38 protein-coding genes and 1 pseudogene are annotated in these 26,964 nt (G+C 59.0%); 33 read left to right on the forward strand and 6 right to left on the reverse strand.

What is annotated here, in order from left to right; genetic code table 11:
• From V3224_RS11220 to V3224_RS11265, 12 genes are all read left to right on the forward strand, one after another.
• Nucleotides 1-525: a host-nuclease inhibitor Gam family protein gene (locus tag V3224_RS11220; RefSeq protein WP_334467889.1), complete on the forward strand. Its 525-nt coding sequence runs from the start codon at nucleotides 1-3 to the stop codon at nucleotides 523-525.
• 360 nt (nucleotides 526-885) lie between these two features.
• Nucleotides 886-1,170 carry a hypothetical protein gene (locus tag V3224_RS11225; protein WP_334467891.1) on the forward strand — a complete coding sequence of 95 codons (285 nt, stop codon included), beginning with the start codon at nucleotides 886-888 and terminating at the stop codon, nucleotides 1,168-1,170.
• A gap of 3 nt (nucleotides 1,171-1,173) precedes the next feature.
• Nucleotides 1,174-1,692 carry a gp16 family protein gene (locus V3224_RS11230; protein WP_334467893.1) on the forward strand — a complete coding sequence of 173 codons (519 nt, stop codon included), beginning with the start codon at nucleotides 1,174-1,176 and terminating at the stop codon, nucleotides 1,690-1,692.
• Nucleotides 1,693-1,804: 112 nt separating this feature from the next.
• Nucleotides 1,805-2,233, forward strand: a complete 429-nt coding sequence (locus V3224_RS11235) for a Mor transcription activator family protein (protein ID WP_334467895.1) — start codon at nucleotides 1,805-1,807, stop codon at nucleotides 2,231-2,233.
• A gap of 125 nt (nucleotides 2,234-2,358) precedes the next feature.
• Nucleotides 2,359-2,865, forward strand: coding sequence for a lysozyme (locus V3224_RS11240; protein WP_334467897.1), 507 nt, complete (start codon nucleotides 2,359-2,361; stop codon nucleotides 2,863-2,865).
• Nucleotides 2,862-3,230, forward strand: a complete 369-nt coding sequence (locus V3224_RS11245; RefSeq protein WP_334467898.1) for a hypothetical protein — start codon at nucleotides 2,862-2,864, stop codon at nucleotides 3,228-3,230. Before V3224_RS11240 ends, V3224_RS11245 begins: the two co-directional genes overlap by 4 nt.
• Entirely contained in the window at nucleotides 3,202-3,399 is a 198-nt protein-coding gene (lysC, locus tag V3224_RS29920; RefSeq protein WP_442889673.1) for an Rz1-like lysis system protein LysC, read from the forward strand. Before V3224_RS11245 ends, lysC begins: the two co-directional genes overlap by 29 nt.
• A 3-nt stretch (nucleotides 3,400-3,402) precedes the next feature.
• Nucleotides 3,403-3,573 carry a TraR/DksA family transcriptional regulator gene (locus V3224_RS29925; RefSeq protein ID WP_442889627.1) on the forward strand — a complete coding sequence of 57 codons (171 nt, stop codon included), beginning with the start codon at nucleotides 3,403-3,405 and terminating at the stop codon, nucleotides 3,571-3,573.
• Entirely contained in the window at nucleotides 3,563-3,871 is a 309-nt protein-coding gene (locus V3224_RS11250; protein WP_334467899.1) for a DUF2730 family protein, read from the forward strand. Before V3224_RS29925 ends, V3224_RS11250 begins: the two co-directional genes overlap by 11 nt.
• Nucleotides 3,868-4,158, forward strand: coding sequence for a VpaChn25_0724 family phage protein (locus V3224_RS11255; protein ID WP_010618208.1), 291 nt, complete (start codon nucleotides 3,868-3,870; stop codon nucleotides 4,156-4,158). The genes V3224_RS11250 and V3224_RS11255 overlap by 4 nt, the downstream gene beginning before the upstream one ends.
• A gap of 10 nt (nucleotides 4,159-4,168) precedes the next feature.
• Complete coding sequence (locus V3224_RS11260) at nucleotides 4,169-4,753, forward strand: DUF3486 family protein (RefSeq protein WP_334467901.1); 585 nt, start codon at nucleotides 4,169-4,171, stop codon at nucleotides 4,751-4,753.
• 39 nt (nucleotides 4,754-4,792) lie between these two features.
• Nucleotides 4,793-6,460, forward strand: a complete 1,668-nt coding sequence (locus tag V3224_RS11265) for a hypothetical protein (protein WP_334467902.1) — start codon at nucleotides 4,793-4,795, stop codon at nucleotides 6,458-6,460.
• A 19-nt stretch (nucleotides 6,461-6,479) separates the two neighbouring features.
• On the opposite strand, the gene V3224_RS29930 is transcribed toward V3224_RS11265, so the two are convergent.
• Nucleotides 6,480-6,629 (reverse strand): hypothetical protein, encoded by a 150-nt coding sequence (locus V3224_RS29930; protein ID WP_442889630.1) that lies wholly within the window; start codon nucleotides 6,627-6,629, stop codon nucleotides 6,480-6,482.
• Between V3224_RS29930 and V3224_RS11270 the strand changes: the two genes are divergently transcribed.
• Both V3224_RS11270 and V3224_RS11275 read left to right on the forward strand, forming a co-directional pair.
• Nucleotides 6,628-8,001: a DUF935 domain-containing protein gene (locus V3224_RS11270; RefSeq protein WP_442889632.1), complete on the forward strand. Its 1,374-nt coding sequence runs from the start codon at nucleotides 6,628-6,630 to the stop codon at nucleotides 7,999-8,001. The two genes, V3224_RS29930 and V3224_RS11270, sit on opposite strands and share 2 nt — an antisense overlap.
• Nucleotides 7,985-9,316 carry a phage minor head protein gene (locus tag V3224_RS11275; RefSeq protein ID WP_334467906.1) on the forward strand — a complete coding sequence of 444 codons (1,332 nt, stop codon included), beginning with the start codon at nucleotides 7,985-7,987 and terminating at the stop codon, nucleotides 9,314-9,316. The genes V3224_RS11270 and V3224_RS11275 overlap by 17 nt, the downstream gene beginning before the upstream one ends.
• On the opposite strand, the pseudogene V3224_RS11280 reads toward V3224_RS11275, so the two are convergent.
• Nucleotides 9,316-9,400: pseudogene (locus tag V3224_RS11280) on the reverse strand. The gene V3224_RS11275 and the pseudogene V3224_RS11280 sit on opposite strands and share 1 nt — an antisense overlap.
• Nucleotides 9,401-9,441: 41 nt before the next feature.
• Here V3224_RS11280 and V3224_RS11285 point away from each other — a divergent pair.
• On the forward strand, nucleotides 9,442-9,918 hold the full coding sequence (locus V3224_RS11285) for a phage virion morphogenesis protein (protein WP_334467908.1): 477 nt from the start codon (nucleotides 9,442-9,444) through the stop codon (nucleotides 9,916-9,918).
• 104 nt (nucleotides 9,919-10,022) lie between these two features.
• Here the strand turns inward: V3224_RS11285 and V3224_RS11290 are convergent, their stop codons facing one another.
• Nucleotides 10,023-10,157 carry a hypothetical protein gene (locus tag V3224_RS11290; RefSeq protein ID WP_334467910.1) on the reverse strand — a complete coding sequence of 45 codons (135 nt, stop codon included), beginning with the start codon at nucleotides 10,155-10,157 and terminating at the stop codon, nucleotides 10,023-10,025.
• Here V3224_RS11290 and V3224_RS11295 point away from each other — a divergent pair.
• From V3224_RS11295 to V3224_RS11350, 12 genes are read left to right on the forward strand one after another with little or no spacing between them, the layout of a single operon-like run.
• Nucleotides 10,156-11,304, forward strand: coding sequence for a phage protease (locus tag V3224_RS11295; protein WP_334469524.1), 1,149 nt, complete (start codon nucleotides 10,156-10,158; stop codon nucleotides 11,302-11,304). The genes V3224_RS11290 and V3224_RS11295 overlap by 2 nt on opposite strands.
• Nucleotides 11,304-12,251, forward strand: a complete 948-nt coding sequence (locus V3224_RS11300; RefSeq protein ID WP_334467912.1) for a Mu-like prophage major head subunit gpT family protein — start codon at nucleotides 11,304-11,306, stop codon at nucleotides 12,249-12,251. Before V3224_RS11295 ends, V3224_RS11300 begins: the two co-directional genes overlap by 1 nt.
• Nucleotides 12,252-12,298: 47 nt before the next feature.
• Nucleotides 12,299-12,715, forward strand: coding sequence for a gp436 family protein (locus tag V3224_RS11305; RefSeq protein ID WP_334467914.1), 417 nt, complete (start codon nucleotides 12,299-12,301; stop codon nucleotides 12,713-12,715).
• The gene (locus V3224_RS11310; RefSeq protein WP_334467915.1) at nucleotides 12,715-13,257 is read left to right on the forward strand and encodes a phage protein Gp37; all 543 of its coding nucleotides are present in this window, start codon (nucleotides 12,715-12,717) and stop codon (nucleotides 13,255-13,257) included. The genes V3224_RS11305 and V3224_RS11310 overlap by 1 nt, the downstream gene beginning before the upstream one ends.
• A 46-nt stretch (nucleotides 13,258-13,303) precedes the next feature.
• On the forward strand, nucleotides 13,304-13,522 hold the full coding sequence (locus V3224_RS11315; protein WP_334468087.1) for a DUF2635 domain-containing protein: 219 nt from the start codon (nucleotides 13,304-13,306) through the stop codon (nucleotides 13,520-13,522).
• The gene (locus tag V3224_RS11320) at nucleotides 13,519-15,024 is read left to right on the forward strand and encodes a phage tail sheath subtilisin-like domain-containing protein (RefSeq protein ID WP_334467917.1); all 1,506 of its coding nucleotides are present in this window, start codon (nucleotides 13,519-13,521) and stop codon (nucleotides 15,022-15,024) included. Before V3224_RS11315 ends, V3224_RS11320 begins: the two co-directional genes overlap by 4 nt.
• 9 nt (nucleotides 15,025-15,033) lie before the next feature.
• Complete coding sequence (locus tag V3224_RS11325; RefSeq protein ID WP_334467919.1) at nucleotides 15,034-15,399, forward strand: phage tail tube protein; 366 nt, start codon at nucleotides 15,034-15,036, stop codon at nucleotides 15,397-15,399.
• Between the two features lie 9 nt (nucleotides 15,400-15,408).
• Nucleotides 15,409-15,870, forward strand: a complete 462-nt coding sequence (locus tag V3224_RS11330; RefSeq protein WP_334467921.1) for a hypothetical protein — start codon at nucleotides 15,409-15,411, stop codon at nucleotides 15,868-15,870.
• Entirely contained in the window at nucleotides 15,848-15,991 is a 144-nt protein-coding gene (locus V3224_RS11335; protein ID WP_334467923.1) for a hypothetical protein, read from the forward strand. The genes V3224_RS11330 and V3224_RS11335 overlap by 23 nt, the downstream gene beginning before the upstream one ends.
• 3 nt (nucleotides 15,992-15,994) lie before the next feature.
• Nucleotides 15,995-18,151, forward strand: coding sequence for a tape measure protein (locus V3224_RS11340; RefSeq protein ID WP_334469520.1), 2,157 nt, complete (start codon nucleotides 15,995-15,997; stop codon nucleotides 18,149-18,151).
• A 9-nt stretch (nucleotides 18,152-18,160) separates the two neighbouring features.
• Nucleotides 18,161-19,510, forward strand: coding sequence for a DNA circularization protein (locus V3224_RS11345; protein WP_334469518.1), 1,350 nt, complete (start codon nucleotides 18,161-18,163; stop codon nucleotides 19,508-19,510).
• A complete protein-coding gene (locus V3224_RS11350) occupies nucleotides 19,503-20,618 on the forward strand; it encodes a phage baseplate assembly protein (RefSeq protein ID WP_334469516.1) in 1,116 nt (371 codons plus the stop codon). Before V3224_RS11345 ends, V3224_RS11350 begins: the two co-directional genes overlap by 8 nt.
• Here the strand turns inward: V3224_RS11350 and V3224_RS11355 are convergent.
• A complete protein-coding gene (locus tag V3224_RS11355; protein ID WP_334470380.1) occupies nucleotides 20,590-20,787 on the reverse strand; it encodes a hypothetical protein in 198 nt (65 codons plus the stop codon). The two genes, V3224_RS11350 and V3224_RS11355, sit on opposite strands and share 29 nt — an antisense overlap.
• Between V3224_RS11355 and V3224_RS11360 the strand changes: the two genes are divergently transcribed.
• From V3224_RS11360 to V3224_RS11380, 5 genes are read left to right on the forward strand one after another with little or no spacing between them, the layout of a single operon-like run.
• A complete protein-coding gene (locus tag V3224_RS11360) occupies nucleotides 20,707-21,216 on the forward strand; it encodes a phage baseplate assembly protein V (protein WP_334470336.1) in 510 nt (169 codons plus the stop codon). The genes V3224_RS11355 and V3224_RS11360 overlap by 81 nt on opposite strands.
• On the forward strand, nucleotides 21,213-21,650 hold the full coding sequence (locus V3224_RS11365) for a phage GP46 family protein (protein ID WP_334469514.1): 438 nt from the start codon (nucleotides 21,213-21,215) through the stop codon (nucleotides 21,648-21,650). Before V3224_RS11360 ends, V3224_RS11365 begins: the two co-directional genes overlap by 4 nt.
• Nucleotides 21,651-22,730 carry a baseplate J/gp47 family protein gene (locus V3224_RS11370; RefSeq protein ID WP_334469513.1) on the forward strand — a complete coding sequence of 360 codons (1,080 nt, stop codon included), beginning with the start codon at nucleotides 21,651-21,653 and terminating at the stop codon, nucleotides 22,728-22,730.
• A complete protein-coding gene (locus tag V3224_RS11375; protein ID WP_334470560.1) occupies nucleotides 22,721-23,272 on the forward strand; it encodes a YmfQ family protein in 552 nt (183 codons plus the stop codon). Before V3224_RS11370 ends, V3224_RS11375 begins: the two co-directional genes overlap by 10 nt.
• Nucleotides 23,272-24,486 (forward strand): tail fiber protein, encoded by a 1,215-nt coding sequence (locus tag V3224_RS11380; RefSeq protein ID WP_334469509.1) that lies wholly within the window; start codon nucleotides 23,272-23,274, stop codon nucleotides 24,484-24,486. Before V3224_RS11375 ends, V3224_RS11380 begins: the two co-directional genes overlap by 1 nt.
• 87 nt (nucleotides 24,487-24,573) lie before the next feature.
• On the opposite strand, the gene V3224_RS11385 is transcribed toward V3224_RS11380, so the two are convergent.
• Entirely contained in the window at nucleotides 24,574-25,233 is a 660-nt protein-coding gene (locus tag V3224_RS11385) for a hypothetical protein (RefSeq protein WP_334470563.1), read from the reverse strand.
• Between the two features lie 89 nt (nucleotides 25,234-25,322).
• On the opposite strand from V3224_RS11385, the gene V3224_RS11390 reads away from it, so the two are divergent.
• On the forward strand, nucleotides 25,323-25,910 hold the full coding sequence (locus V3224_RS11390; protein ID WP_334470565.1) for a recombinase family protein: 588 nt from the start codon (nucleotides 25,323-25,325) through the stop codon (nucleotides 25,908-25,910).
• Nucleotides 25,911-25,918: 8 nt separating this feature from the next.
• On the opposite strand, the gene yghU is transcribed toward V3224_RS11390, so the two are convergent.
• Nucleotides 25,919-26,743, reverse strand: coding sequence for a glutathione-dependent disulfide-bond oxidoreductase (yghU, locus tag V3224_RS11395; RefSeq protein WP_334470883.1), 825 nt, complete (start codon nucleotides 26,741-26,743; stop codon nucleotides 25,919-25,921).
• Between the last annotated feature and the right edge of the window lie 221 nt (nucleotides 26,744-26,964).

Here is a 26,964-nt window from a genome sequence, read left to right on the forward strand (position 1 = left end):
ATGAAAAATAGCGTGCAACGTATGAAAAATCCCGCGAGCGAAGCCGTACCACAAAGTCGGGAAGCGGTCTGCCAGGCGATAAAAACCCTGGGCGATCTGAAACGGGAACAAGTGCGCACCGAGACGCAGATGAATGACGCGATTGCCAATATTACCGGGCAATATGTTCCCAGGCTTGAACAGCTGAAAAAAGAAGGCAAGGCATTACTTAACGGTATCCAGTCCTGGTGTGAAGCGCATCGTCAGGCGCTGACGCTCGACGGTAAAGTGAAAACGGTCAACTTTACCACCGGTACCGTCAGTTGGCGATTGCGTCCAGCCTCCTGCGCTATCCGTCATACGGATGAGGTCCTGGAGGTACTCCGACGTATGCAGCTTGAACGTTTTATTCGGGTAAAGGAAGAAATTAACAAGGAGGCGATTTTAAACGACCCCAGTGCCGTAAAAGGGATTGTCGGCATTACCGTGAAAAACGGTGTGGAGGACTTTGAAATCAAGCCTTTTGAACAAAAAGACGCCGGATAATTCCGCGCGCGTTATTTCGTTTTACCTCTAATAACCTGAGTTCGGGATAAGCGTTAGTTATGAGAAAATAAAAATAGCTCATTTATCAATAAAAACCTTTTAAAATCAATAAAATGATAAAAAAAGGAATATTTTTAGTTGGTTGTAGGTTAAAAAATAAGCTATTTTCTCTGCTAAAATCATGAAAAAAGCCAAAATTTAGCACTGTTTTATGTAATAATTTTAATTTAAGTAATTGAATATATAATGAAAAAATTTATATTCCTTATCCCGAACTCAGGTTCTAATAGTGTTAAATCCGGCGCGTGCGTCAGGGCTTCGTGCGCGCCAAATTCAGCCGAGGACATATTATGTCAGTGAATGAACAGTCTATTTATGATGCCGCCCTGGCGCCATGACCGGCAAATGTTAAAAACCATTGAGCGCTGTGGGGCACTGGCCGGCGCGCTGTGCCGTTTTCTTTCGCAGGGGCAGAATATGCGACAAGTCTGTCAAACCGTGGCGGACATGGAAATCATGCTCGCCCAGCTTCGCCTGAACGGTCTGGCGGCGATGATTGACGATGAAAAAGTGCGCAAGCTGGACGCCTTGTCGCAACGCCTATTGACCCAACAACCGGCGACGATAAACACGGGGGAAGGATAAGTCATGAACCGGGCTACCTTAATCAAACTTATCCATGTGGCCCGTCGGGAGTTGCAGCTGGACGAAGCGACCTACCGCGCGGCGCTGATGAAGGTGTGCGCCGATAAAACCAGTTGCCGGGAAATGACGGTACCCGAGCTGGTCAGGGTGTTACATGCCTTTCAGCAAAAAGGCTTTACCGTGCGTTCAAAGCCGGTTTTACGCGGCGTTAAACCCGCGTCACCGGTCGCTAAAATCCTTGCCATCTGGCAGACCATGCACCGCCAGGGGTTTGTGCAGTCCGGCGATGAGGCAGCACTGAATGCCTGGATAAGGCGTACCACGGCAAGGGAGAACGGTGGCCTGGGGGTGGCACAGCTGGCCTGGCTCAATCAGGATAACGCCCTGGCCGTCAAGGTGCTTGAAAGTCTTAAGCGCTGGCATCGGCGCTGCATGCTGGCGACACTCCCCCCGGGTACGCCGGCTGAAAGTTATCCGCGCGTTTGTCAGCGTTATGAGGCCGAGACCCGTGTATCGTCATAACGTCGGTAACGGGGTATCTTCACCGTGGGCAGAAGGGGCGTCTCGCTTTAGGGTTATGGGATAATATATTGTATAATAACATTATTACTCAACTCACCTGATGAGGTAGACGATGAAGATACAACAAGCAGATTTACTCGCCGATGATACCCAGCTGCATGCGTTAATTGACCGAATAGACACGGTGGATGAGGAAACCTTACAGCCTCAGTGGCCACAATTACTCGCCGCGTTGGTGGATGTGATGGATAATGAACTGCAACGCCAGGGATTTACCGCCCCCCAATCTCGCCCTCTGGCGCGTAAAATGGCGGCGGCCCTGGCCGCGTATGCGGGTGGGCGTAACTATTATTTGCCCAAAGGCGACAGTCTGCTTACGGCGTTACGCGACGATGAAATTTTCCACCGCTGGCAGCAGGGCACACCGATTGAAACGCTACGCAAGGCATACCGGCTCGGCCAGATACAGATTTATAAAGTGATTGCCACCCAGCGCCAGCGCTATGTCAAGCGTACCCAACCCGCCCTGTTTGCCGACTAACCCCTGCTAACGTATCCGAACAATCGACTGGCCCCCAGGGGACGGATTGTTAACGGAGCGTAATCCCCCGCCTTATCACGCAACGCTTACCCTGTGACCAGGAATCCCTGTATCAAGGTATCGCTATGCCGCCGTTGCCCGACCCGTTACGTAAAAAACTCCTCGCCGTCTCCGGTGCCGGTCTGTTGACTATTGCCGCCTGCTATACCGCGTTCTGGGAAGGTCACGCCCTCCAGCCCTATGCCGACAGCGGCGGGGTGCTGACGGTGTGCTACGGCCATACCGGTAGCGATATCACCCCCGAGACGACCCAAACGCCGGCGCAATGTGAGGCCCTGCTGGCGGCGGATATGCGCCAGGCTTTCGCTGTGATTGACCAGCAGGTCACCGTACCGCTGTCAGACGGGCAGCGCGTGGCGCTCGCGGCGTTTATTCACAATGTCGGGTCGGGGGCCTTTGCGCGCTCGACCCTGCTAAAGCGCCTGAATGCCGGCGATATCCCGGCGGCCTGCGATGAGTTTCGTCGCTGGGTTAAGGTGAAGGGCGTCACGCTGAACGGTCTGGTCAATCGCCGCGCCGCCGATGAATGGCTGTGTCGGCATGGACTGCCTGACCCCGAGGCGACGCTGTGAACACGTTACTTAAAACGGGGCTGACGCTGTGCCTGCTGGCGTTATTACTCGCTACTGCCGGCTGGCTCTGGCAACGTGAACGCCTGCGGGAAACCGCGCTGCACGACTTGCGCCAGGAGCGGGACGAAGCCTGGCAGGCACTGGCAGAGCAACGCCAAATACAGCAGGTATTTCATACCTTGGAGCAGACCGTCACGCATGAAAAACAACACCTGCGCGGAGAAAGCGAAAAGGACCGCCAACAGGTGCGCCAGCGGTTATCGTGGGTCAATTGTGCCCGTGAGCCTGTGCCTGGCCCTGTGGCTGACCGGGTGCGCCGCGCCGCCCGTGAAAGTGGTGACGTTGCCGCCCGTACCGCTCCCTGAAGGCTTACTGGCGGCCTGTCCGGCTCCGCTACCACCGGAGCCGTTGACCTTTGGGGCCAGCGTGGACTATTCCCTGCAACTGCTGGCCGTGATTAAACAGTGTAATGCCGACAAGGCCGCGTTGCGCCAGGCCGAGCATTACCGACAAGAGCAACCCCATGATGAGTAAACGATGGAAACGATAACCCCCTCAATACCGGACAACGGACGGACCCGAACCCCGCCCGCGCGTTATTGCGCCGCGTGCCGGGTTCCGATAGACCCGGCAAGGCTGGCCGTGATGCCCCAGGCGCGCTGCTGTGTGGCCTGCCAGGCACGACGGGAGCGGCGGCGTGTGGGTTAACGTGCTTAAAGACTCTATTGCCCCGGCGCTCTCTGCTGCCAGCACCGCAGGGGCGCTGTTTATGTGGCTGATGCGCCGCTCCTTTGCCGGACGCGAGCAGGTCGAGCGCCTTAACGCCCGTCTGCTGACGGTAGAAACCCAGCTGGGTAATGCGCCGTCGGCACAGACAGTGCATGCCCTGAAAGTGGAAATCACCGAGCTGCGCGGCGATTTGAAAGAAACCCGCGCCAGCTTGCAGGCGGTGACGCATCAGCTAGAGTTACTGGTGGAAAAAGCCCTTTACCGGAGTGACGGATGATTGACGATATTTTGACGCAAGACCAACGCCTGGTGATAGTGCGTTCACTGAATGAGTATCACGGCGAATTAAATGAATCGGTGTTGCAGGACTGCCTCGACGCCTACGGTCATAAGGTGTCGCGCGACCGGGTGCGCGTGTTACTGGCCTGGCTGGCGGAGCAGGACCTGTTGCGGCTTGATACCTTGCCCGGGGGTTATCTAGTGGCCCATCTGAGCGGGCGCGGGCAGGAGGTCGCCGAGGGTCGCGCAACCGTGCCGGGCGTGAAGAAGCCACGTCGGCGCTAGGGAGGTCGCGATGGAAGAAAACCTCACGCGCGGGCGCGCCAGTAAGGTGGATTTATTACCGGCGGATATTCGTCAACGCCTGTTTGCCCTGCTGCGAGAAAAACGCATTACCCAGTTACAGATTGTGGACGAGATTAACCGCCTGATTGATGCCGCAGGCCTCCCGGTCGAGCAACAACTGTCCCGCTCAGGGGTGAACCGGCTGGCAACGCAAAACGAGCGCGTGGCGCGGGATTTACGCGAGCTGCGTGAGCAGACCCGCGCCCTGACCGCTGAACTGGGCGAAAAACCCACCGGCGAAACCTCGCGGCTGATTATGGAGATGGCGCGCTCCCTGCTGTTCAAGGGCATCCGCAAGCACCAGATTGCCAGCCAGGATAACGACGAGATTGATATTGATTTTCTCAAAGAAGCCATGCTGGCCGCCCAGCGCCTGGAGCGCACGGCAGAGATGAGCCACAAGCGCGAGGCACAAATCCGCCAGGCTTATGCTGAGGAAGCGGCGAATGCCGTCAGTGAAGCGCTCCGTGGACAAGAGGGCATGAGTCACCAGATGGAAAGCAAAATCCGCGACATTTTGCTGGGTAAGGCCTAATGCATTTTTTAACGGTTTGATTTTTAATGGAAACAGACAATGCGAACCGCTGAACAACCGGCCCCGATGCACCGATTGACCGACCCGCGCAAAATTGACCTGCGCGAGGCCACCCGCGCCTGCGGCGTCGATGTGCCCGAATCACTGGCGTTACCCGAAAATGAACCGGTGTTTTTGCCTTATCAACAACGCTGGTTCCTCGACGACAGCCCGGTGTGCATTGCCGAAAAATCCCGCCGTACCGGCCTGACCTGGGCCGAGGCCGGGCGCAACGTCATCACCGCCAGCAAGTCGCGGCGCGATGGCGGACGCAACGTGTTTTACGTCGGCAGCAAGAAGGAGATGGCGCTGGAATATATTGCCGCCTGCGCGCTGTTTGCCCGCGCCTTTAACCAGCTGGCCCAGGCCGATGTTTACGAGTCCACTTTCTGGGACAGCGAGAAACACGAGGAAATTCTCCAGTACATGATCCGCTTTCCGCACAGCGGCTTTAAAATTCAGGCGTTAAGCGCTCGCCCGTCCAACCTCCGTGGCTTGCAGGGCGACGTGGTGATTGACGAGGCGGCGTTCCATGAATCCCTTGAAGAGCTGCTCAAGGCGGCGCTGGCGCTCAACATGTGGGGCGCGCGGGTGCGGTTGATTTCCACCCATAACGGGGTCGATAACCCGTTTAATGCCTACATTCAGGACGCCCGCGAAGGGCGCAAGGATTACAGCCTGCACCGCATCACGCTCGATGAGGCGATTGGCGAGGGACTGTATCGCCGTATCTGCACGGTCACCGGGCAGATGTGGTCGCCTGACGCCGAAAAATCGTGGCGCGATAACCTGTATAAAAATGCCCCCAATCGCGAATGTGCCGAGGAGGAATACGGCTGTGTGCCGCGCAAGTCGGGCGGTGCCTATCTTGCCCGCCCGCTGATTGAGGCGGCGATGGCCCCGACAGGCCGTGTCCCCCTGCTGCGCTTTGAGGCCCCGGCGGTATTTGAACTGTGGAGCGCCGCGCAGCGTGAAGCTGAAGTGGAGGCCTGGTGTCAGGCGCACCTCGAGGCGGTGCTGACGACCCTTGCGCCGGACTGTCGTTACTGTTTCGGCGAGGACTTTGCTCGCAAGGGCGATCTGTCGGTGTTTGTGGTACTGGCCATCGCCCCGGATTTAAGCAAGCGCGAGGCGCTGCGCGTCGAGCTGCGCAACGTCACCTATGACCAGCAAAAGCAGATAATGCTCACCATCCTGACCCGGCTGCCGCGTCTGGTGGGGGCCGCCTTTGACGCCACCGGCAACGGCGGCTATCTGGCCGAAGCCGCCCGGCTGCATTTCGGCCCGGACATGGTGGATTGCGTCACGCTCTCGGCAAAATGGTATGCCGAATGGATGCCCAAACTGAAAGGTGAGCTGGAAGCGCAAAACCTGACCCTGGCCCGCCATCAGTCCACGCTGGATGATTTGCTGCATATCAAGGTAGTGAACGGGATACCGCAAATTGACAAGGGCCGCAGCAAGGATACGCCGTCAGGCGTTCAGGGCGCGCGCCGTCACGGCGACTATGCGGTGGCGCTCTGTATGGCCAACCGCGCCGCCGCGCTGGACGGTTTTGTGCTGGATGAGGCGGCCTGTCAGGCATTGCCAGCCCGTATCCGGGCGATGGAGTATGCCGATGAGGTCGGCGATGACGATGATAACGCTGATGAGCGAGGATGCTGGTAATGAAAAGGCTTGTAGATATTCAGGGACAGCCGCGGGTGTTTTCACCGGACAGCCAGACGGCAAAGACCGATATTCCCCAGGTGGCCAGCCGTGCGCCAGAACATCCGGCGTCCGGTATCACCCCTAACCGTGCCGCACGCTGTTTGCGGGCGGCAGAGCACGGTGACATGACCGCTCTGGTGGATTTGGCCGCCGATCTGGAAGAAAAAGATACCCATCTGTTTTCTGAACTCAGCAAGCGCCGCCTGGCGCTGCACAGTGTGGAATGGCGTATTCAGCCGCCGGATAACCCCAACGCCCAGGAGAAAGCCCAGGCAGTGGCGCTGGAAGCGCGGCTCACCGATGCGCCCTGGTTTGACAATGCGCTGTTTGACGCCACCGACGCCCTTCTCAAAGGCTATGCGATGCAGGAAATTATCTGGGGTCCCCGGCGCGGCGGCGAATTTTTCCCGCGCGCTGTCCACTGGCGCGATCCGGCGTTGTTCTGCGTCAATCCCGACGACTACCGCGAGCTGCGGCTGCGCGATGGCAGCTATGCCGGACAGGTGTTACAGCCGTTTGGCTGGATTTGCCATGAGGCCAAGGCCAAAACCGGCTACCCCGGCACCCAGGGGCTGGTGCGCACGCTGATTTGGCCGTTTATCTTCAAGAATTACAGCGTGCGGGATTTCGCCGAGTTTCTGGAGATTTACGGACTACCGTTGCGGGTGGGGAAATACCCCAGCGGCGCGAGTGCCGAGCAGAAAAGCGCCCTGATGCGGGCGGTGATGGATATTGGCCGCCGGGCCGGGGGGATTATTCCCGCCGGCATGAGCCTGGAGTTTGAGGCCGCCGCTAACGGTCAGTCTGACCCGTTTATGGCGATGATTGCCTGGGGAGAGCGCGCGATATCTAAAGCGATCCTCGGCGGGACACTGACCTCAGAGGCGGGCGATAAAGGCGCGCGCTCGCTGGGCGAGGTGCACAATGCGGTGCGCAAGGAGATCCGCAACGCCGATTTACGCCAGCTGTCACGGACCTTTAACCGTGATCTCATTTATCCGCTGCTGGCACTGAACAGCCCGGTCCCGCTTGACCCGCGGCGACTCCCCCGCCTGGTGTTTGATACGCTGGAATGTGAGGATATGGCCAGCTTTGCCGAGGCTATTCCCAAACTGGCGACCGGCATGGCGATACCGGTTTCCTGGATCTACGATAAGCTGCGCATTCCAGTGCCGGATGGCAATGAGGCGGTGTTTACCGTCTCGTCACCACCGGCAGTGGCGCAAACGGCGCTATCCGCGACCCTCACACCGGCAGCGCCGATAAGCGACGCGCTGGACGCGGTGCAGACAGCACTTGACGCCCCGGGATTGAACGCCAGTGCCGACCCGCTACTGGCACCGGTGATAGCCGCTATCCGTGAGCAGGGGCCAGAGGCGGCGCTGGAGCAGGCGGCGATTCTTTACCCCGAGATGGACGACCGCGCGCTGATTGAACTGCTGACCCGCGCCACCTTTGCACTGGAAGTCTGGGGGCGTCTCGATGCCACAACCGATTGATTTGGGCGTCGTCGCCCGCCTGCCGCCAAAAGAGGCCATCGCCTACTTCCGCGCCAAGGGGTATCACATCACCTGGAACTGGTTTGAGCAACAGGCGGACGTTCATGCCCGGATATTTACCGTCGCCAAGGCGGCGCGGCTGGACGTCCTGAGTGCGATCCGTGACGAGGTGGATAGAGCAAAATCACAGGGAATATCCCGGCAGGATTTTATCGACACGCTGACGCCCCGGCTGCAAACGCTCGGATGGTGGGGGAAGCAGGTCGTGGTCGACAGCCAGGGCAAGGCCGAAGTCGTACAACTGGGCAGCGCCCGCCGTCTGGCGACGATATATAACGTCAATACCCGCGTCGCCTATAATGCCGGGCGCTATGCACAGATGATGGCCACCGCAGACCTGTATCCCTACTGGCAGTATGTCGCCGTCGGGGATAGCCGCACCCGGCCCTCGCATGCCGCCCTGCATGGCAAGGTCTTTCGTTACGATCACCCCTTCTGGCAAAGTCATTACCCGCCCAACGGGTTTAACTGCCGCTGCCGGGTACGCGCCTTGTCAAAACGCCGACTCGATGCGTTGGGCCTGCACGTTACGGAAGAGGCCGGTCAGCTACACACGCATGAGGCAGCGGCGGGTGTCGATAAGCGTAGTGGGGAAATCGTCACCAGCCCCGTGACCACCTTTGATGATGGCAAGGTAAAAATGACGCCGGATGTGGGTTGGTCCTATCACCCCGGCGCGGCGGCGTTCGGTGTTGACCAGACCATGATCCGCAAACTCCTTGAGGTCAAAGACGCGGCGCTGCGTGAAGCCGTGGTGCAGGATCTGAACAACAGCCCGGTGCGTCAGTTGAGTTTTTCGCTGTGGGCCACGCGCATTATGCAAAGCCGGCGTGCCGGCAACGGCATTCACACGCTGGGCTTTTTGCCGGAAGCCATTGCCCGTGCGGTACAGGCACGCACGGGGCAAGCACCGGCCCGTCTGCTGGCAATGAGCGAAAAAAACCTGTTGCATGCCGACAGTGACAAGCACCCTAAAACCGGGGTGGCATTGTTGCCCGAGGATGTGGCCGCACTTCCTGGCTTGTTGGCAAAGCCTCAAGCTGTACTCTGGGATAAGGCTCACCAAAACCTGCTTTTTCTTGTGCCAGGAAAAGCGGGGCTGGCACGTATTGTGGTTAATGCGTCTTATGGCGTTAAGAAACACCCGGATACCCTGGATGTGGTGATCAATGCTTATCGCATTCTCAACCTCAATAAAGTGAAATCTGATTTGGCCGGTGGCAAGCTAGAACTGCTGGCAGGAACGTTAGACTAAACCGGTGGCAGGGATCGAACCTGCATACATGTTATGCCCCATTGCTGGGACTGACATCGACTTTACCATTAAGCGTACACCGGTCTATTGGCTGTATTTTAACCGACCCCCATACGGAGGGCAAGATGTCACAGACTGAATTAACCGCAGTGATTGATCGCCAGCGCCTGCAAACCCTGTTTGCTGAACTGCAACGCGTTGGCGAAGACGGCAAGGCGATCACCCGTATCGTTGCCGCCAGCCTCCTTTCGGCCACTGAGCAGGCGTTTGAACGCGAACGCGCGCCGGATACCGGGGCAGCTTGGGCACCCTTGAGCGATCCGTATCGCCGCTGGCGTGAGCGGCACGGCTATAGCCCGATCAAGGTGTTAACCCGTGAGGGCGATATGGCGCGCTCGGTGAGCATCGACTGGGGGGATAGCTGGGCGCGTATCGGGGCCAATGCGCCGCAGGCGGCCATCCATCAGTGGGGCGGCAAACCGGGGATGCGTCCGGGGCCGGCAGCCATCCCGGCCCGTCCGTTTATGGGACTGGATCCGACCGGCGAGCGGGATATCCTTGACGCCCTGGCGCAACGCCTGTCCAACGCCCTGCACCCATAAACGCCAGTGCGCCCCACCACGCGATGATGACGGAGAAGGTATACCTTGCATCAAAAAAATCTTTTGAACGCGCTACGGCGTTTTTGAAGGGGTTTTGAACGGGGTTATTCAGGCGATCGCCCGCCGTTGTCAGTGCCCATTGAAATCTGCCCCCCTGCCAACGTAAAACTGGCCCCCTCTTTGATTGTTAATGTAGCGTAATCCCACCGTCCGCACTCAGGCTGCCACACTGCCGGCATGACGACAAAACCCCCTGTTCCCAAGATAGCCTATGCGGTGCTCAACGCCGCGACGCTCTCGCCCTTTGATCATGACGGCTGGTGTCAGGTGATGCCCGCCGGCCATGTCCGGGCGCGTGACGGTCGCCCCGAGACGCCCGCCGAAGGCTGGCTGATTAACGAAGCCGCGTTTAACCGCATGGTGGCGCGGGTGGTGGCACTCAATCAGCCTGTCAAAATCGATTATAACCACCAGACGCTGTTTAAACAGGAAGCGGCCCCGGCAGCCGGCTTTGTTCCGGCTACCCCGGCACGTTTTCGCTGGGACGACAACACCGGGGTCTGGGTCAAGCCGGAGTGGAACCCGCCGGCGCTTGAGCGCCTAAAAAACAATGAATTTCCCTATTTTTCGCCGGTGATGGGCTATGACGCGCGCAGCGGCGAACCCCTGGAGCTAAGAATGTTAGCCATTACCGGCGATCCGGGTCTGACGGGCCTGCGCCCGGTGGCCGCTCTGAGCGCCGAAGATATCTACCAGGCGTTAACTGTTCCCCCTTCCTCCCCTAAGGAGCCTGCAATGAATCCATCGTTAACAGCGCTGCTGGCCGCGCTGGGCCTGACGGTGCCGGAGGGCGGCGAGCTGACCGATGAGGTCGCCACCGCCGCCCTGTCTGCCGTGACCACGCTAAAAAGCCAGGCGGACAAGGCTACCGCGCTGGAAACCACTATGGCGGCCCTGTCCGCTGACCTGAACGCCCTGAAAACCCAGGCACCGACGGCGGCCGTGGATTTACGCCGCTATGTCCCGGTCGAGACCTATAACGCGGTGCGTGAGCAGGTGGTGTCACTGTCCGCCGACCTGGGAAAAACCACCCTGGCGCAGACGCTGGACCAGGCCGAGCAGGACGGGCGGATATTGAAATCCGAGCGCGCCTACCTGGAAACACTCGGCGACCAGATTGGCGTGGCGGCGTTGTCGGCGCAACTGGCGACGCGCCAGCCGATAGCCGCCCTGACCCGGGTGCAGACCGAAACCCTGATGCTGCCGCCCCAACACCGTGAAAAAACCGCCACCGTCGCCCTGTCGGCGGAAGAGTTACAGGCCGCGCGCGTGCTGGGGATGACCCCGGCGGCGTTCCAGAAAATCAAGACCGAGGACGCACTATAATGCCAACCCCCATTACCCCGTCGCAAATCACTGCCCTGATGACCGGCTTTCGCAAAGAGTTTCAGAACGGGCTGGCGATGGCCCCGTCTCACTATCAGCAGGTGGCGACCAGCGTGCCCTCGACGTCAAAATCCAATACCTACGGCTGGCTGGGGCAGTTTCCCGCGTTCCGTGAGTGGGTCGGTGCACGCAGTATCCAGCAGATGAAAGTCTATGGTTACACCATCAACAACAAGACCTATGAAGGTACGGTGGCCATTACCCGCGATGATTTCGAGGATGACAATCTGGGCGTGTATACCCCGCTGTTTCAGGAAATGGGGCGCGCTGCCGCCGCACAACCGGACGAACTGGTGTTTACCGCCTTGCGCGACGGCAATAAAACCGACTGCTACGACGGTAAACCTTTTTTTGATAGCGAGCATCCGGTCTATCCCAAGGTCGACGGCACCGGCACCGCCAAAAAGGTCGCCAACCAGTTGATTGAAAAAACCGGCACCGGGGCAACAGAAAAAGACTACGAGGGGGCGGTATGGTATCTGCTGGACTGCTCACGGGCGCTTAAACCGCTGATTTTCCAGAACCGCCGCCCGCCGGAGTTACTCGCCCTGACCAAGGTCGATGAGGGGCGCGCGTTTACCGATAACGAATTTGTCTTTGGTGCCTCCGCCCGGCGCAATGTGGGCTACGGCTTCTGGCAGATGGCTTACCGCATGCAGGCGTCACTGACGCTGGATAACCTCTGGAAAGGCTGGAGCGCCATGCGCGGCTTTAGTGCCGATGGCGGTCGCAAGCTGGGTATTCGCCCGACCCATCTGGTGGTGCCGGTGGAGCTGGAAAAAACCGCCACCCAGTTACTGGAGCGGGAATTACTGGCCGAGGGCAGCACCACGGTCTCTAACGAAATGAAAGGCAAGCTGACACTGTTGGTGGCGGATGCGCTCTAAACGCCCTTTAAACCGGGTTTTAACGGTCATTAACGGAGAGTCAGGGGATGTATGCCAGTGAGCAGGATTTACGCGCCCGCTATAGCGCCCCGTTGATAGAAAAACTGGTCGACGGGCGCGGCGATGAGGCGGCAGCCCGGCAGAAAGTGGACCAGGCGCTCAGCGATGCCAGCGCCCTGATGGACAGCTTTATCGCGGCCCGTTACGCGCTGCCGCTCTCGGTGGTGCCGTCGGTGCTGAAACAGCATGCCTGCACCCTGGCGTTTTACTACCTGAATGACGAGCGGGCCACTGAGCAAACCCGCCAGCGTTACCAGGATGCGCTGCGCTGGCTGGAGGCGGTGAAAAAGGGTGAACTGCCGCTCGGGGTGGATAACGATAACCAGGCTCCCGACAGTGCCGACCTGCCGCAGATGCAGGCCGAGGCGTCGGTGTTCGGGCGCAGGCAGAAGGGGTTTATCTGATGATTGTCTCCACCGAAAACGCCTTGCTGGCGCGACTACATGAGGTATTTGGCAACACGTTGCGTGATATCGCCACCCATCCCGGCGACTGGAGCGAGGCGGGGCTGCGTGATGTGCTACTTACACCGCCCTCGGTATATCTGGTGTGGCTGGGAGCGCAGGCGGGTCAAGTGAAAGGGGTGATTGACAGCCGTTTTGTTTTTTACGTGGTGGCCGAGGTTATCAATGGTGCCGAGGGAGACCGCCCCGGCCTCTACCAGATAGTGGCGCGGCTGATAGCGGGCTTGTCGGGTTTTCGTCCCGGTCATGCCGGACCGATGCGTTTTGAAGAAGGGCGCAACCTGTACACCGAGCAACAGGGGCAACATGGCGTGGTGCTGTATGGCACTTATTTCACCTGCGAGGAGCCGGTGCCGCCTTTGCTTCAGGATGACGGTGTGGATGCGTACCTGCGCCATTATCAAACCTTTACCCAGACGGACGGCAGCCCGCCGTTCGCCGCCCCTATCACCCTGCGCGGAGAGAACAACGACCATGAATGACACCGATAACGCTTTGATGCGCTTCCCTAACCCGCATGACTTACCGATGATTTTTGTGGTGCCGGCCCCGGAGCGTGCGGTGCGTGAACCGAATTCCCTGCGGATGTTACCGGATACGGGGGCCTGGGTGCCGCGCAATGCTTTCTGGCTAACACGCCTGCTGCGTTTCAAGGATGTGCTGGAAATCCCGCCCCCATCCAAACCGGCGGCCACCCGGCAAACGTCAGCCCCTGCCGCCTTGAGTAAACAGGAGTCGCCTTCATGACCATAAGCTTTAATGAAATCAGCGCCGGGGTTCGCCTACCGCTGACGCATATTGAGATTGATAATTCGCAGGCCGTCACCGGTACCCCGACCACGCTGACCCAGGTGCTGATGTTGGGTCAGGCCGCCATCAAGGACGGCAAGGTCGACGGCAGCGGCGCAGTAGACACGCCGGTCCGCATCACCCGCGCCGATCATGCCGCGACACTCTGGGGCCAGGGATCGATGCTGGCGGCGATGGTGAGGGAATTTTTAACCGATAACCCGGATGCGGTGTTAACCGTGATGGCGCAGGGTAACGGGGCGGGCAAGGCCGATGCCGGCAGCCTGACCTTATCGGGCACAGCACAACAGGCCGGGGTACTGAATGTCTATCTCGGCGGTGTGCGGGTGCGCGTGACGGTGGAGAAAGGCCAGCAGGGTAAGACGGTCGGTGATGCGTTGGCGACAGCGATTAATACCCTGCCGTCGCTGCCGGTGACCGCGGTGTCTGCCGCCCCGGGGGGTGAAAATGTCACTGCCGATCAAACGGTGGTGACCCTGACGGCACGGTTTATTTCCGACTATTCGGCGCAGGATATCCGCCTGAATTATTACGATGGCGAGATAACGCCGCCCGGACTGGCAGTGACACTTGCCGCGCCCGCTGCACGGGCGACGAACCCTGATTTGGCCAACAGTATTGCCGCGCTGGGGGATACCCAGTATCACCATATTGTCATGCCCTGGCTCGATGCGGCTAATCTGAAATTATTGAGTGAAGCGCTGCGCGATCGCTGGGGACCGACCAAAATGTCTGACGGCATCGCCTGGGCGGCCCATACCGGCAGTCTGGGGGAAATCACCCAGTTCGGTAAGACGCGCAATGATTTTCTGCTGACCTGTAGCGGCATTCAGCGCGCCCCCGAGCCGGGCTATCTGTGGGCGGCCACCCTGTGCGCCATTGGCGCAAAACATTTAAGTCTTGATCCGGCGCGCCCGCTGCAAAGCCTGCGCCTGCCGCGACGGCTGGCGCCGGCATTGTCTGACCGGCTGCGCCCCAATGAGCGTAACCAGCTGCTGTATGACGGCATCGCTACCGTGACCGTGGGGGCCGACGATGGGGTGCAGATTGAGCGGCAGATAACCACCTATCGTACCAACGCCTATGGCGATCCGGATCCGTCTTACCTCGATGTGAATACCGTGGCGACGCTGTCTTATCTGCGCTATTCCACCGGGGTACGCATCACCCAGCGCTTTCCGCGCCATAAGCTGGCCGATGACGGTACGCCGGTGGCACCGGGGCAGGCGATGGTGACGCCGGCCATTATCCGCACCCAGTTACTGGCGCTGGCGATAGAGTGGCTGGAGGCGGGGCTGATTGAGAACTTCGAGCGCTTCCGCGACAGCCTGATTGTCGAGCGCAACAAAAACGACCGCAACCGGGTAGACGTACTGTGCAGGCCGGATGTGGTCAACCAGTTCCGCATTTTCGCAGAACAAATTCAGTTCATTTTGTAAGGGGGTACGATGGCATTTGGCAAACTGCAATACCAGGGCAAGGCCATTGTCCGGGTTAACGGGCAGGAATACCCGACCCTGACGGGGGCCACCTTTACCCCGTCCGGGGAAAAACGCGAGGAAGTGACCGGCGCACGCGTTTATGGCTACAAATCGACACCTCGCGCCGCCACGCTGGAATGCAAATTCCCGGCGCGGGGTGATCTGAGTGTGGACGTCATCAACGGCTGGCACGATGTCACGCTGGAGTTTGCCGCCGATTCCGGCGAAACGCACATGATGACCAACGCCTGGAGCAACGGGGAAGAATCCCTGACGGACGCGGGCGAAATTTCCGCCAAATTTACCGCCATTCGCAGCCAGCGTGTGGCGTAAGGAGCAAGCATGACCCACAGCATGGAAACCCTGGCGGCGGCCCACGAGGTTGAAGGGGTGTCGCCGGATATCGCCAGTGTCGCCGACGAACTGGCGCGCGGGCAACTGACCCTGGTTGACGGTCTGGTCACCGGCAGCGGTGATGATGAACAGCGCCATACGGACGTCACCCTGCGGCCATTAACCGGCAAGGACATTATTGATGCCGAATTGGCCGCCGAGCGGGTGGTGCAGACGGCTAACGGCTCAGAGTTAGTGCGTTCGCCAGCGATGGTGGAGTTTGAGCTGCTGCGCCGCCAGGTCGCCCGGCTGGGCAACCTCAACGGCCCATTGTCGCTGCTGCAACTGAAAAGCCTGTCGGCGCGGGATATTGAACGCCTTATCATCGCCCAGCGTCTGGGCGGCAGCGCGCTGGCCGGCCAGCTGGCGGCTGATGCGGGGCGACTGGATGCAGTGTCGGGAAAAAATTGAGGAAGCGGCGCTGATGCTCGCAACCGTTACCAAATCGGGCATGGACTGGGCGCTTTCCCTGCCGTTAATCCGGCTCTACCGGCACTGCCAGCAAGCCACCCATTTATTACAGCGTGAGTAACCGATGGCAGAAAAAAAAGTCAAAGCCGCCGTCATTGTTGACCTGCTGGGCACCCTGCCCCGGCAGGCGCGGCTGTTCGGTCAAAGTCTGGTCGGCATGGGGCGGCAAGGCGGCGCATCCCTGCACGGTCTCGGTCTGCGGGCGAATAGCCTGGGAAGTCAGCTTGACCGGCTGGGCCATCAGGGCCAGCGCACCTTTAGCGGTCTGCGCCTGGGGCTGGCGTCGGTGTCATCCGGTTTTGACCATCTGGAGACGCGCGCCAAGGCGGCCTATGGCGGCGTAGCACGCCTTTACGGGCTGCTGGCCGGGGGCGCGGCACTGGTTGGCCTGAAAAAAGCCTTTATCGACCCGGCGGCGGCAATGGAAAACTACACCATTCGCCTGAACGCGCAGAATAACAAGAACAAGGGACAGACCGACGACGATATTCAGTGGGCGACGAAAAACGCCAAAGACACCACCTGGGGCTTGCAGGGCGTCATTCAGGAGTACACGACCAGCCGTGAATTTGGCATGAACCGAGAGCAGGCGAGGCTTTTTGTCGCCATGCTGGAAGACCAGGGCGCGCGGCACGGCTGGACGCTGCCGGAAGCGCAAGGTGCCTCCCTTCAGCTTAAGCAGATGTTTTCCCGCAAAAGCATTCAAGCGCAGGATGCGAACCTGTTAACCGGCTATGGCGTTGATGTTTACAGCATCCTTGGCCGGGCGCTGGGAAAAACACGTCCTGAAATGCAGGCTCGCGGGGAAAAAGGCTTGCTGGGGCCTGAGTCTATTCGCTTGCTGTTTCAGGCGATGCGGGCAGAGGCCAAAGGGGCGCAGAAAGACGCGATGAACTCGTGGACGGGACTCACTTCCCAGCTGGGTGATGTCTGGCAGCAGTTCGCCGTCAAGGTAATGAATCAAGGGCCGTTTAAACGGCTTAAAACCGAGTTAAAAGACTTTCTGGATGTTGCCGGCGAGGCGCAGGAAAGCGGTTTGCAGGACCAATGGGCCAACCGGCTGGCCAGCCGTTTTAACGGGGTATTCGACAGTGCCCGACGGGGCGTCACGCTGTTTAAAAATGGCCTGAGCCGGGTCAATGCTGAATTGATGGCGCTACGCCAGGCCGGTTACGGCGACACCCTCGACACTATCGGCAAATATGCCGCTAACACCGCCAAAGCCATGCTGGCGATTTACGTCGCCTCGAAACTGGCCCGTGTCGGCATGGCGATAGCCCGTCCCGCCTGGGGGCTGGCCAGTGCGCCGGTGCGTTACCCGTGGCGGGCTTATCGATGGTGGCGTGGGCGCGGCAAAAATGCCCCGGCGGGTTTGCCTGGCCCGGCACCGTTTGCGATGGGCGGCGGACTGGGTGCGCCGGTGAGCGTGTTTGTCACCAACTGGCCGGCGGGCGGCGTCGGGGGAGGCAGTGAGACTTATGTCGATGGCAGCGGACGCACCCGCCGTAAAGGCTCGCGCCTGCGTCCGGGCCGTCCAGCGGCCCCGGTGCCGCGCTCCCGTCTGGGGCGGGCGGCCTCCGCCGTCTCAGGCTTCTTTGGCGGCCTGGTCAATCGTGCAGGCACCCTGCTTGGCAGCGTGCCGGGTGTGGCTCGTGCAGGCCGGTTTATGGCCTCCATTGGCCGCCGCGCCGGCGGCTGGTTGAGTCAGGTGGGCGAGCGGGCCAGCGGCCTGTTCGGCGGCGCAATGCAGACACTGTCGGGCGCGACCGGCTGGCTGAGTAATAAGGCCGGCGCACTCGGTCGCGGTGCCCTGCGGTTTGGCAGTCGGCTCGGCGGCCCGTTACTCACGGCTTTGTCGGTTGCCCCTACGCTGCTCGATAAAGACGCGACAGCCGAAGATAAAGGCGGCGCACTGGGGTCGGCAACCGGGGCGACGGCGGGCGGACTCGTCGGCGCTATCGGCGGCCCGATTGGCGCGGTGGCCGGCTCGATGCTGGGTAGCGTACTCGGCGAAAAACTCGGCGGCTGGCTGGGCGATATCTACGCCCGGTGGGACAAGCAGGACGAGCAACAGGCAATACCGCAGGCAGTGAAAGCCCAGGCCGACATGCGTATCGCCCTGGCCCCGGGCCTGGTGCTGCAAAACAGCGCCGTCACCGACAGCAACGCCTTTGGCTTACAGCTCGATGTGTATAACGGCGACAACTACCGTATTTATTGAGGTGCGCAGATGAAAAGTACCGGTCAGGGCCGCTTTCGCGGCGTGCCTTTCTGGGTTTACAAAGAGCAGCGCAGTCGCGGCGGTCGCCGGGTGGTGCGGCGTGATTACCCGCTGCGCGAACACGGCGGGGCAGACGATTTAGGAAAAAAACTGCCTGAGCACACCTTCACCCTGTCACTGACCGGCGATGATGTGCAGGCGCAGCGGGTACGGCTGACGCAGGCGCTGAATGCGCCGGGACCGGGCGAGGTGTTGCACCCTGACTGGGGTACGCTGTCGGTGCTGGTTGAACATTTTGAAAGCCGCTACAGCGTCGATAACCAGCGTCTGGTGGAGTTTACCGTCACGGTGGTGCCGGTGGCCGATGAGACCGCCCCTGCGGTGGCGCAAGATACGGCTGGGGTGGTCAATCGCCAGGGCGACAGCACACTGGCCGCACTCTTTTCAACGCTGGCTGATGGCTGGCAGGCCTCGCTGCATGACGCGCAGGCGTTGATGGATACCGTTAGCGAGCAGGCCAACACGCTGGAAAGCGCCCTCACGGGTCTGGGGCTGCTGGCCGATATGCAGAGCTTTAGTGCCTCGTTTACCGCCCTGCGCGGCAATATCCAGGGGCTTATCAGCACCCCCGACCGCCTGGCGCTGGCCTTCAAGGGCATTTTTCAGGGCATACAGCGCCTGCCGGCTTACCCCCAACCTGAGCAGATAAAAAACCGGGCACGCGCGCCGGTCTCCCCGCAGCCCGGCGCTCTCCAACACCAGATAGTCCAGCTGGCCGACCGGCTGGACAGCGCTTTGGTCCGTCAGGATCGCCTGCGCGATAGGCAGGGGCTGCAACCTGCCACCCGCGCCACGCTGCAACTGCTGCACAATACGCTGCGCCTGGCGGTGGCGGTGGTGCAGGTACAGATGTTGTCGTCCCTGCTTACCGCCAGTCTGGCCGCGGTCGGCCAAAACGCACCGGCGCAGGTGTTGCCACACACGGTCTCGCCCGCCCCGCTGCCGCTCAGTGACAGCGCCAGCGTCTGGCTGGAAAGTACGCCGGATGTGGTGCGCGTCAGCCAGCAGGTCGCGCGCCGACTGGATGCGTGTGCCCTGACCAGCTCGGCGCTGGGCTATCAGAGCCTGGCCTTGCAGGTGCGGGCGTTAAGCCGCGCCTTTGTGGCGGATTTATCCCATCGCGGCGTGGCGTTACCCGGCCTGATCCAGGCCGCAGTGACAATCACCGAGCCGGCGCTGGTGACCCTGTACCGCATCACCGGCGATGCGCGTGACACGGCGCGCTTTATTCGTCGCAACCGGCTGCGTCATCCGCTGTTTGTGCCGGGGGGCGAGCGCGTGGAGGTGCTCGGTGGCTGAGGTGGCGTTGCGCATCGACAACCGGATTTTCACCCACTGGCTCTCGGTCAGTATTACCCGCGGGCTGTCGCGTCTGGCCGGGGATTTTACCCTCGGGATCATGATGCCCGGCCAGGCGTTGCCCGACAGCCTGCGCGCCGGCGGAACGCTCGCGCTGACCCTTGACGGGCAACCGGTCATCACCGGCTACCTGGACAGCGTATCGCACAAGATGGCGGCCGACGCGGCACAGGTGACGATAAAGGGCCGGGATAAAACCGGCGATCTGGTGGACTGTTCGGCGGTCTATCCGGGCGGGCAATGGCGTCAGCGCACCCTGCAACAGATTGCGCAAGACCTGTGCAGCCCTTTTGGCATTGCGGTGCGCTGGGCGGTGTCTGACCCCGAGGCCGCCAAACCCTTTACCTCCTTTACCCTTGAACTGTCTGAAAGCGTAGCGGATGTGCTGAGCCGGGCGGCGCGTTACCGGGGGGTTTTGGTGACCAGTGATGCCGATGGCGATCTGGTGTTTACCCAGGCGGCGAACACCGCCACTGACACCCTGCGTCTGGGTGAAAATCTGTTGTCCGCCGAGTACACCGAGGACTGGCGCGACCGCCACAGTCAGTATCGGGTTAAAGGCCACGGCGGCGGCGGTGGGCACGCCGGCGACGCCAACACCAACGCACTGCGCGCTGCCCCCAAGGGAGAAAGCGACGACCCCGCGATGGGGCGTTACCGCCCCAAAGTGATTCTGGCTGACAGCACACTGACCCCCGCCACCGCACGGGCGCGCGCCCTGCGGGAAAGTCGACGGGCATTGGCCCAGTCAGAACGCTTTACCACCGTGGTCAAGGGCTGGCGGCGCGAAAGCGGTGAACTGTGGCAGACCAATCGGCTGACCCGCGTCATTGCGCCGCGTCTGTCGATGGTCAGCCGTGACCTGTTGATTAGCCAGGTGCAGTTTGATCTCGATGCGGACCAGGGGGAACGCACAACGTTAACACTGGCCCCGCGCGAGGCGTTTATTGTGCCGGCGGAGGCCGAGCGTCAGGCGGGCGGTACTGACGGCGGCGTCGACGGTCTGGTGCGGGCCTGGCTTAACCAGGGGAATAAACTCGATGAGTAATATCGCACTGCAACGGCTGCTTGCCCCGGTGATACGCGGGATCCGGCTGTTGTTTGGGCGTGGCGTTCTGACCGGGGTCAATGACAGCCTGAAAGCGCAAAACGTCCAGTTGACGGCGCTGGACGGCGAAACCTTCGATGAGGTCGAGCGCCCGCAGCAATACGGGCATATCAGCGTGCCGTTGCCGGGGGCTGAGGTGGTGTTTGCCTGCCTGGGCGGCAGTCGTGACCAGGCGACCGTGCTAGTGGTAGAAGACCGCCGTTATCGACCCACCGGACTGCCCGCCGGGGATAGCGGCCTGTATCACTATGAGGGGCATCGTCTGCGTCTGACCCGGGACGGGCGCTGCATCATCACCTGTAAAACACTGGAAGTGGTCGCCGAGCAGGAGGCGGTGTTTAACACTCCGACAGCGCGCTTTACCGGTGATGTGGAAATAGCAAAGAGCGTGAGCGTGAAACAGAACATCACGATTGAGGGCAGTGCTGAATCTAAAGGCACCTTAACCGCACCGGAAGCCGTTATCGGCGGTGTCAAACAGAGTGCTCACCGCCATCAGGAAAATGGCCGGGGCAGTCTGACCGGGGGGCCGCAATGAGCGACGCGGCGCTACGCTGGATGAATGGCGAGGGGATGCTGGTACAAGAGGGCGCGGATTTACTCGCCGACGACAGCCTGACGACCACGGTGCTGCTGTGCCTGTTTACCGACCGGCGTGCCGAGGTCTCCGACTGTTTGCCGGATGGCGGCCATGACCGGCGCGGATGGTGGGCGGACAGTTACCGCGACCGCCCGGTTGGCGCGCGGCTGTGGCTGCTGTCACGGGAAAAGGCGCTGCCTGCGGTATTGGCGCGGGCGGAAGCCTACGCCCATGAGGCGCTGCGTGGCCTGCTGGACGCCGGGATGATAAGCCAGTTGCATTGCCAGGCGAGTGCGCCGCTGCCGGGCTGGCTGCGACTGACCGTGCGCCTGACGCTCAAGGACGGCAGTGCGCGCCCGTTTACCTTTAAAGCCCGTTTGGAGGGGATGTAAATGCCGTATCAGATACCCACGCTCGGCGAGCTTATCAGCCAGACGCAGCAGGATGTGGCGCAACGCCTGCCGGGCGCGCTACCGGCCCAGGACAGTCTGCTGGGTGCCATGGCGATGGCGCAGGCCGGGCTGTCGGCGCTGGAGCATGAGCACCTGGGCTGGATAGCCCGGCAAATCATTCCGAGCGACGCCGACGAAAGCGAACTGCTCAAACACTGTGCGTTCTGGGGCGTGGTGCGCAAACAGGCCGCACGGGCCAGCGGCCCGGTCAGGCTGTCGCTGTATGATGCCGCCAGTGTGCCGGTCGGCACACGTTTGCAACGGGCTGACGGCGCGCTTTACCGCCTGACAGACGCCGCCGAGGGCAAGGCCGGCAGCGTAACGGTCAACGTTGAGGCCGACCAGCCGGGGCTGGCGGGTGACTGCGGTGCGGGACAGTCCCTCGGTTTTGTGACCCCGGTTGCCGGGGTGGCCCAGCAGGCGCTGACGGAAGCACCGGGTATTCGGGGCGGCGCTGACCGCGAGCGCGTGGAGGAATTGCTGTCGCGCCTGCTGTATCGGGTGCAGTTTCCGCCGGGCGGCGGCACGCGCTGGGATTACGAACGCTGGGCGCGCGAGGTGCCGGGCGTCACGCGTAGCTGGTGTCTGCCCACCTGGAACGGGGCGGGCACGGTGGGCGTGACCTTCGTGATGGACCATCACCCAGATATCTTCCCCGGCCCGACCGATATTGCGCGGGTGACCGACTATCTCGCGCGCCACCGGGACCCGGCCACCGGCGAGTGGGTCGGCCAACCGGAGGGGCCGACGGTGACGGTGTTTGCGCCAGGGGCAAAAAAGGTCGATATCACGCTGCGTATCGCCCCCAATACCCCGGATAACCAGGCCCGTATCCGCGAGGCGCTCAGGCAACTGTTTTACACCGCGGCCAAACCAGGCGAAACCCTGTTGCCTTCGGCATTCTGGCGTGTGCTGTCCGGGATAAGCGGGCTGGATGATTACGCCCTGAAAAACCCGCTGACGCCGGTCAGTAGCGGAAAAACCGAGCTACTGGTGATGGGGGATATCACATGGCTTTAAAAGCACACCAGCGCGCACTGCTGCAACTGCTGCCTAATGGCCTGGCCTGGAACAAAGCGCCGGATACGCTGCTGGCGTCGCTGGCCGACGGCCTGGCCCGCAGCACAGCACGCGTCACCGAACGCGCCGAGCAATTGTTGGCCGAGCGTTTTCCGCTGACCGCCACACGGTTGCTGGCTGACTGGGAGCGTTTTTTAGGGCTACCGGACTGTGATATCGGCGACGATGCCGGTATCGATGAGCGCCAGCGCTATGCGGCCAACAAACTGCGCATGAAACCGAGCCTCAACCGGCAGTTTTACATTGACCTGGCGCGGTCTTACGGCTTTACGGTGAACATGAGCACCTTACCGGATAATCAGTGGGTCACGATGGTGACGATTGAGACCGACGTGGACTATCGCCCGATGCATGTGCTTGACCCGATCACCACGCCGCTGCGTATTTATTATGCAGGAATACTGGAATGCCTGTTAAACCGCTATAAGCCGGCGCATCAGGACTTTCGCTATGTGTATGCTGACAAAAAGGAGAAAGGCTAATGTATTTTTTAGATAACAACAGCGGCATTGCCACCATGCCGCCGCTGAAAGAAACCCAGAGCACCACGCCGTTATGGTTTACCGAGGGCGACGGCCACAAGGGCATCAGCTGGCCGGGGGAAGACTGGTTCAATATCCAGCAAGCTGAACAACTGGCCTTGCTGGACGCCGCGGGCATCCGCCCGGATAAGGGCAAGTTAAATCAGCTGACGCTGGCTATCCGGGCGATTATCGGTCAGGAGGCGTTACTGAAAACCCAGGCATTGACGGAGATTGCGGCAGCGGGTAAGACGGCGCAGGAAAAGGCCCGCACGCATCTGGGGCTGGGCAAACTGGCGACCCAGGACGGTATTCAGGAAGCCACGGTGCACCGCAAAGGGATTGTGCAGTTAAACAGTTCCCCTCGCAGCGCGGACGACACTACCGCCGCGACACCCAAGGCGGTCAATGACCGGGTGAATGCGGTTGTTGATAAAGCGCCGTCCGATTTAGATACGCTGAACAAGCTGGCCCAGGCCATCAGCAATAACCCCAAATTTGCTGAAAACGTCATGCAACTGTTGAGTCAAAAACTGGCAAAAAATGAGAATGGGGCGGACATCCTGGACAAAAATCAATTTATAAAAAACCTTGGTTTGTTGAAAACCATAAATCTGGCTAAAAATGCCACACCCAATCAGCGTAAAATTAACGGCAAAACGCTGACTCAGGATGTGCATCTAACCGCAACCGATGTTCATGCTGTTACTCCAGAAATATTACGTGTAGAAATCCCTGTCGGCGTTCCTCTTCTTTGGCCTACTGAAACGCCTCCGACAGATTGGCGTATATGCAATGGTGAGAGCTTTGATAAAAAACAATATCCACTTTTAGCGCTGGCTTACCCGTCGGGAAAGCTCCCTGATTTACGCGGCGAATTTATTCGGGGCTGGGATGCAGGACGAAAAGTGGATAACGGACGCAAAATATTAAGCGTACAAGGTGATTCCCTTCAAAATTTCACTGGAAACATAACCGGCATTCAGTTTGTCGGTCAATCACCAACCAGTGGGATTTTCAAAATGGGTAGTCGAACAGGCGGCAGCAGTATTGGTTCTGGAACCAGCGGCGTATTCGCTGTTGATTGCTCAGCCAGTTTTCAATCTGGTTTGAGAACCGCGTCAGAAACAAGGCCGCGAAATGTCGCGTTTAACTACATTGTCAGGGCAGCATAAAGTTTTTATCTTTTCGGAGCTTCCGGTCACGCAATATCCAGCGTTTTGCTGATATCGACACGGTTTAGCAGCACGCGGTATTTTTCATTACCACTCAATCGTTAACCAACCATTGGCACCATCGCTACCGTTACCGCCAGCCGTCCCAGAGATGCGTGTTCCACCGCCACCACCCCCTCCAGCACCATAGCCGTAAGCAGGTCGGGCATGGTGCGCTCCTTGTGACCCGACATGGCCACCTGGGCCACCTCCACCAAAAGCGCAGGATGCGCCGCTAGCCGCTACCATATAAAAAGTGCTCATGGCATTCAAGTTGCCGCCAACAGCCGTCTCGCCATAGGGATAACCGGCACCACCGTAGCCATTTGTTCCTCCTATACCAGGTGGCCCACCATCACCTCCGGGTAACGTGAGTAAATCGCCTAGCGCCGTCAGGCCACCGTTTCCGCCTTTTATTCCTGAATTATTCGACGCTCCTCCTGCACCGCCTTTGCCACCACGACCTATCGTAATGGTTATCTGTTCACCTGGTGTTACTTTCACAGCTTCACGTATAACCGTTTTTCCCGCACCACCGCCACCTCCGCCACCTCCGCCACCTCCGCCAGAGGTATAACCATTCAGATAGCCAAGTCCACCGCCACCACCGCCCCCTGCTCCACAGCCTGAAACATAAACGGTCGTAATGCTTTCTGGAACGGCAAACACACCACCGTTAAAAAAGGTAGAAAAGCGAGGTTCTAACAAACCAAGGTTTTCTTAAATCGGGGATTTAGCTAATATTTTGACCAAAACCAGCGATGACAAGGCTTTCAGGGGAAGGATTAGAGGCTAAAATGGCAAAAATAGGCTATATGAGGGTGTCAAAAAATGACCAAAACACCGATTTACAGCAAAAATCCTTGATTTGCTCAAATTGTGACCAGATTTTTGAGGATAAAATCAGCGGAAAAACAGACCAGAGACCCGGATTAAAACGCGCTTTAAATTGCTTAAAAGCGGGCGATACGTTAGTTGTTTGGAAACTGGATAGACTAGGCCGCAGCATCAAACATTTAATCGGTTTAATCTCTGAACTAGAAGATAAAGGGATTCATTTTCATAGTTTGACGGATTCTATCGACACCTCTTCATCCGCAGGGCGTTTTTTCTTTCATGTGATGAGCGCGTTGGCACAAATGGAGCGGGAACTGATTGTTGAGCGAACTCAGGCGGGTTTAGCCGCCGCGAGAAGCAGAGGCCGTATCGGTGGTAGACCTTGCTCATTATCTTCTGCACAGCAGCAAGCTAAAAAATTACTTGAGTCCGGTCAGAGTAGAAAACAGCTTACATTACTGTATGGCGTTTCATTAACCAGCATCTACAAATATTGTCCAGTTGATCATACCGCTCGAACAGGCAAAAGTCCCTCTGATGAAAATTGAGAATGATGTTAATCCAAGTCTGATGCCTGATGGCGTTCCGAGACACCGTCATTACCTGTACGATTGACCTTACGACCACGGATCACTGCGGATCGGGCAGTAATCTCATCAGCCCAGCGTTTGACATGGTGATAATTCTGCACTGACAGAAATTCGCCTGCATCGTACAAAGTGCCTTGCACCAGCCAGCCATACCAAGGCCAAGCGGCAATATCAGCGATGCTATATTCTTCCCCCGCTAAATAACGTTTTTCAGCCAAATGGCCGTTTAATACATCTAGCTGGCGCTTGGTTTCCATTGCATAGCGATTTATCGGATATTCAAATTTTTCCGGTGCGTAGACGTAGAAGTGCCCAAAACCGCCGCCGACGAACGGAGCAGAGCCCATCTGCCAGAACAGCCAGTTTAAGGCTTCAGTGCGTGTTGCTGAATCACGTGGTAGCAGCGCGTCAAATTTTTCTGCCAGATAGAGTAGAATTGAGCCAGATTCAAACACCCGCAACGGTCTTTCACCGCTGTGATCAAGCAGTGCTGGTATCTTAGAATTAGGATTTATTTCGACAAAACCGCTAGAGAATTGCTCTCCTTCGCGGATAGAAATTAGCCAAGCATCGTACTCGGCACCGGTATGACCAAGTGCCAGCAACTCTTCCAGCATTACCGTGACCTTAACACCGTTTGGTGTACCCTGAGAATAGAGTTGTATCGGATGCTTGCCGATTGGTAGCTCTTTTTCGTGAGTTGAGCCGGAAACAGGGCGGTTGATATTAGCAAACGTACCACTAGATAACCTGAGTTCGGGATAAGGAATATAAATTTTTTCATTATATATTCAATTACTTAAATTAAAATTATTACATAAAACAGTGCTAAATTTTGGCTTTTTTCATGATTTTAGCAGAGAAAATAGCTTATTTTTTAACCTACAACCAACTAAAAATATTCCTTTTTTTATCATTTTATTGATTTTAAAAGGTTTTTATTGATAAATGAGCTATTTTTATTTTCTCATAACTAACGCTTATCCCGAACTCAGGTTAGATAGGGGTTGTT

The sequence above is a fragment of the Arsenophonus sp. PmNCSU2021_1 genome (assembly GCF_036919435.1).
Lineage (GTDB): Bacteria > Pseudomonadota > Gammaproteobacteria > Enterobacterales > Enterobacteriaceae > Arsenophonus > Arsenophonus nilaparvatae.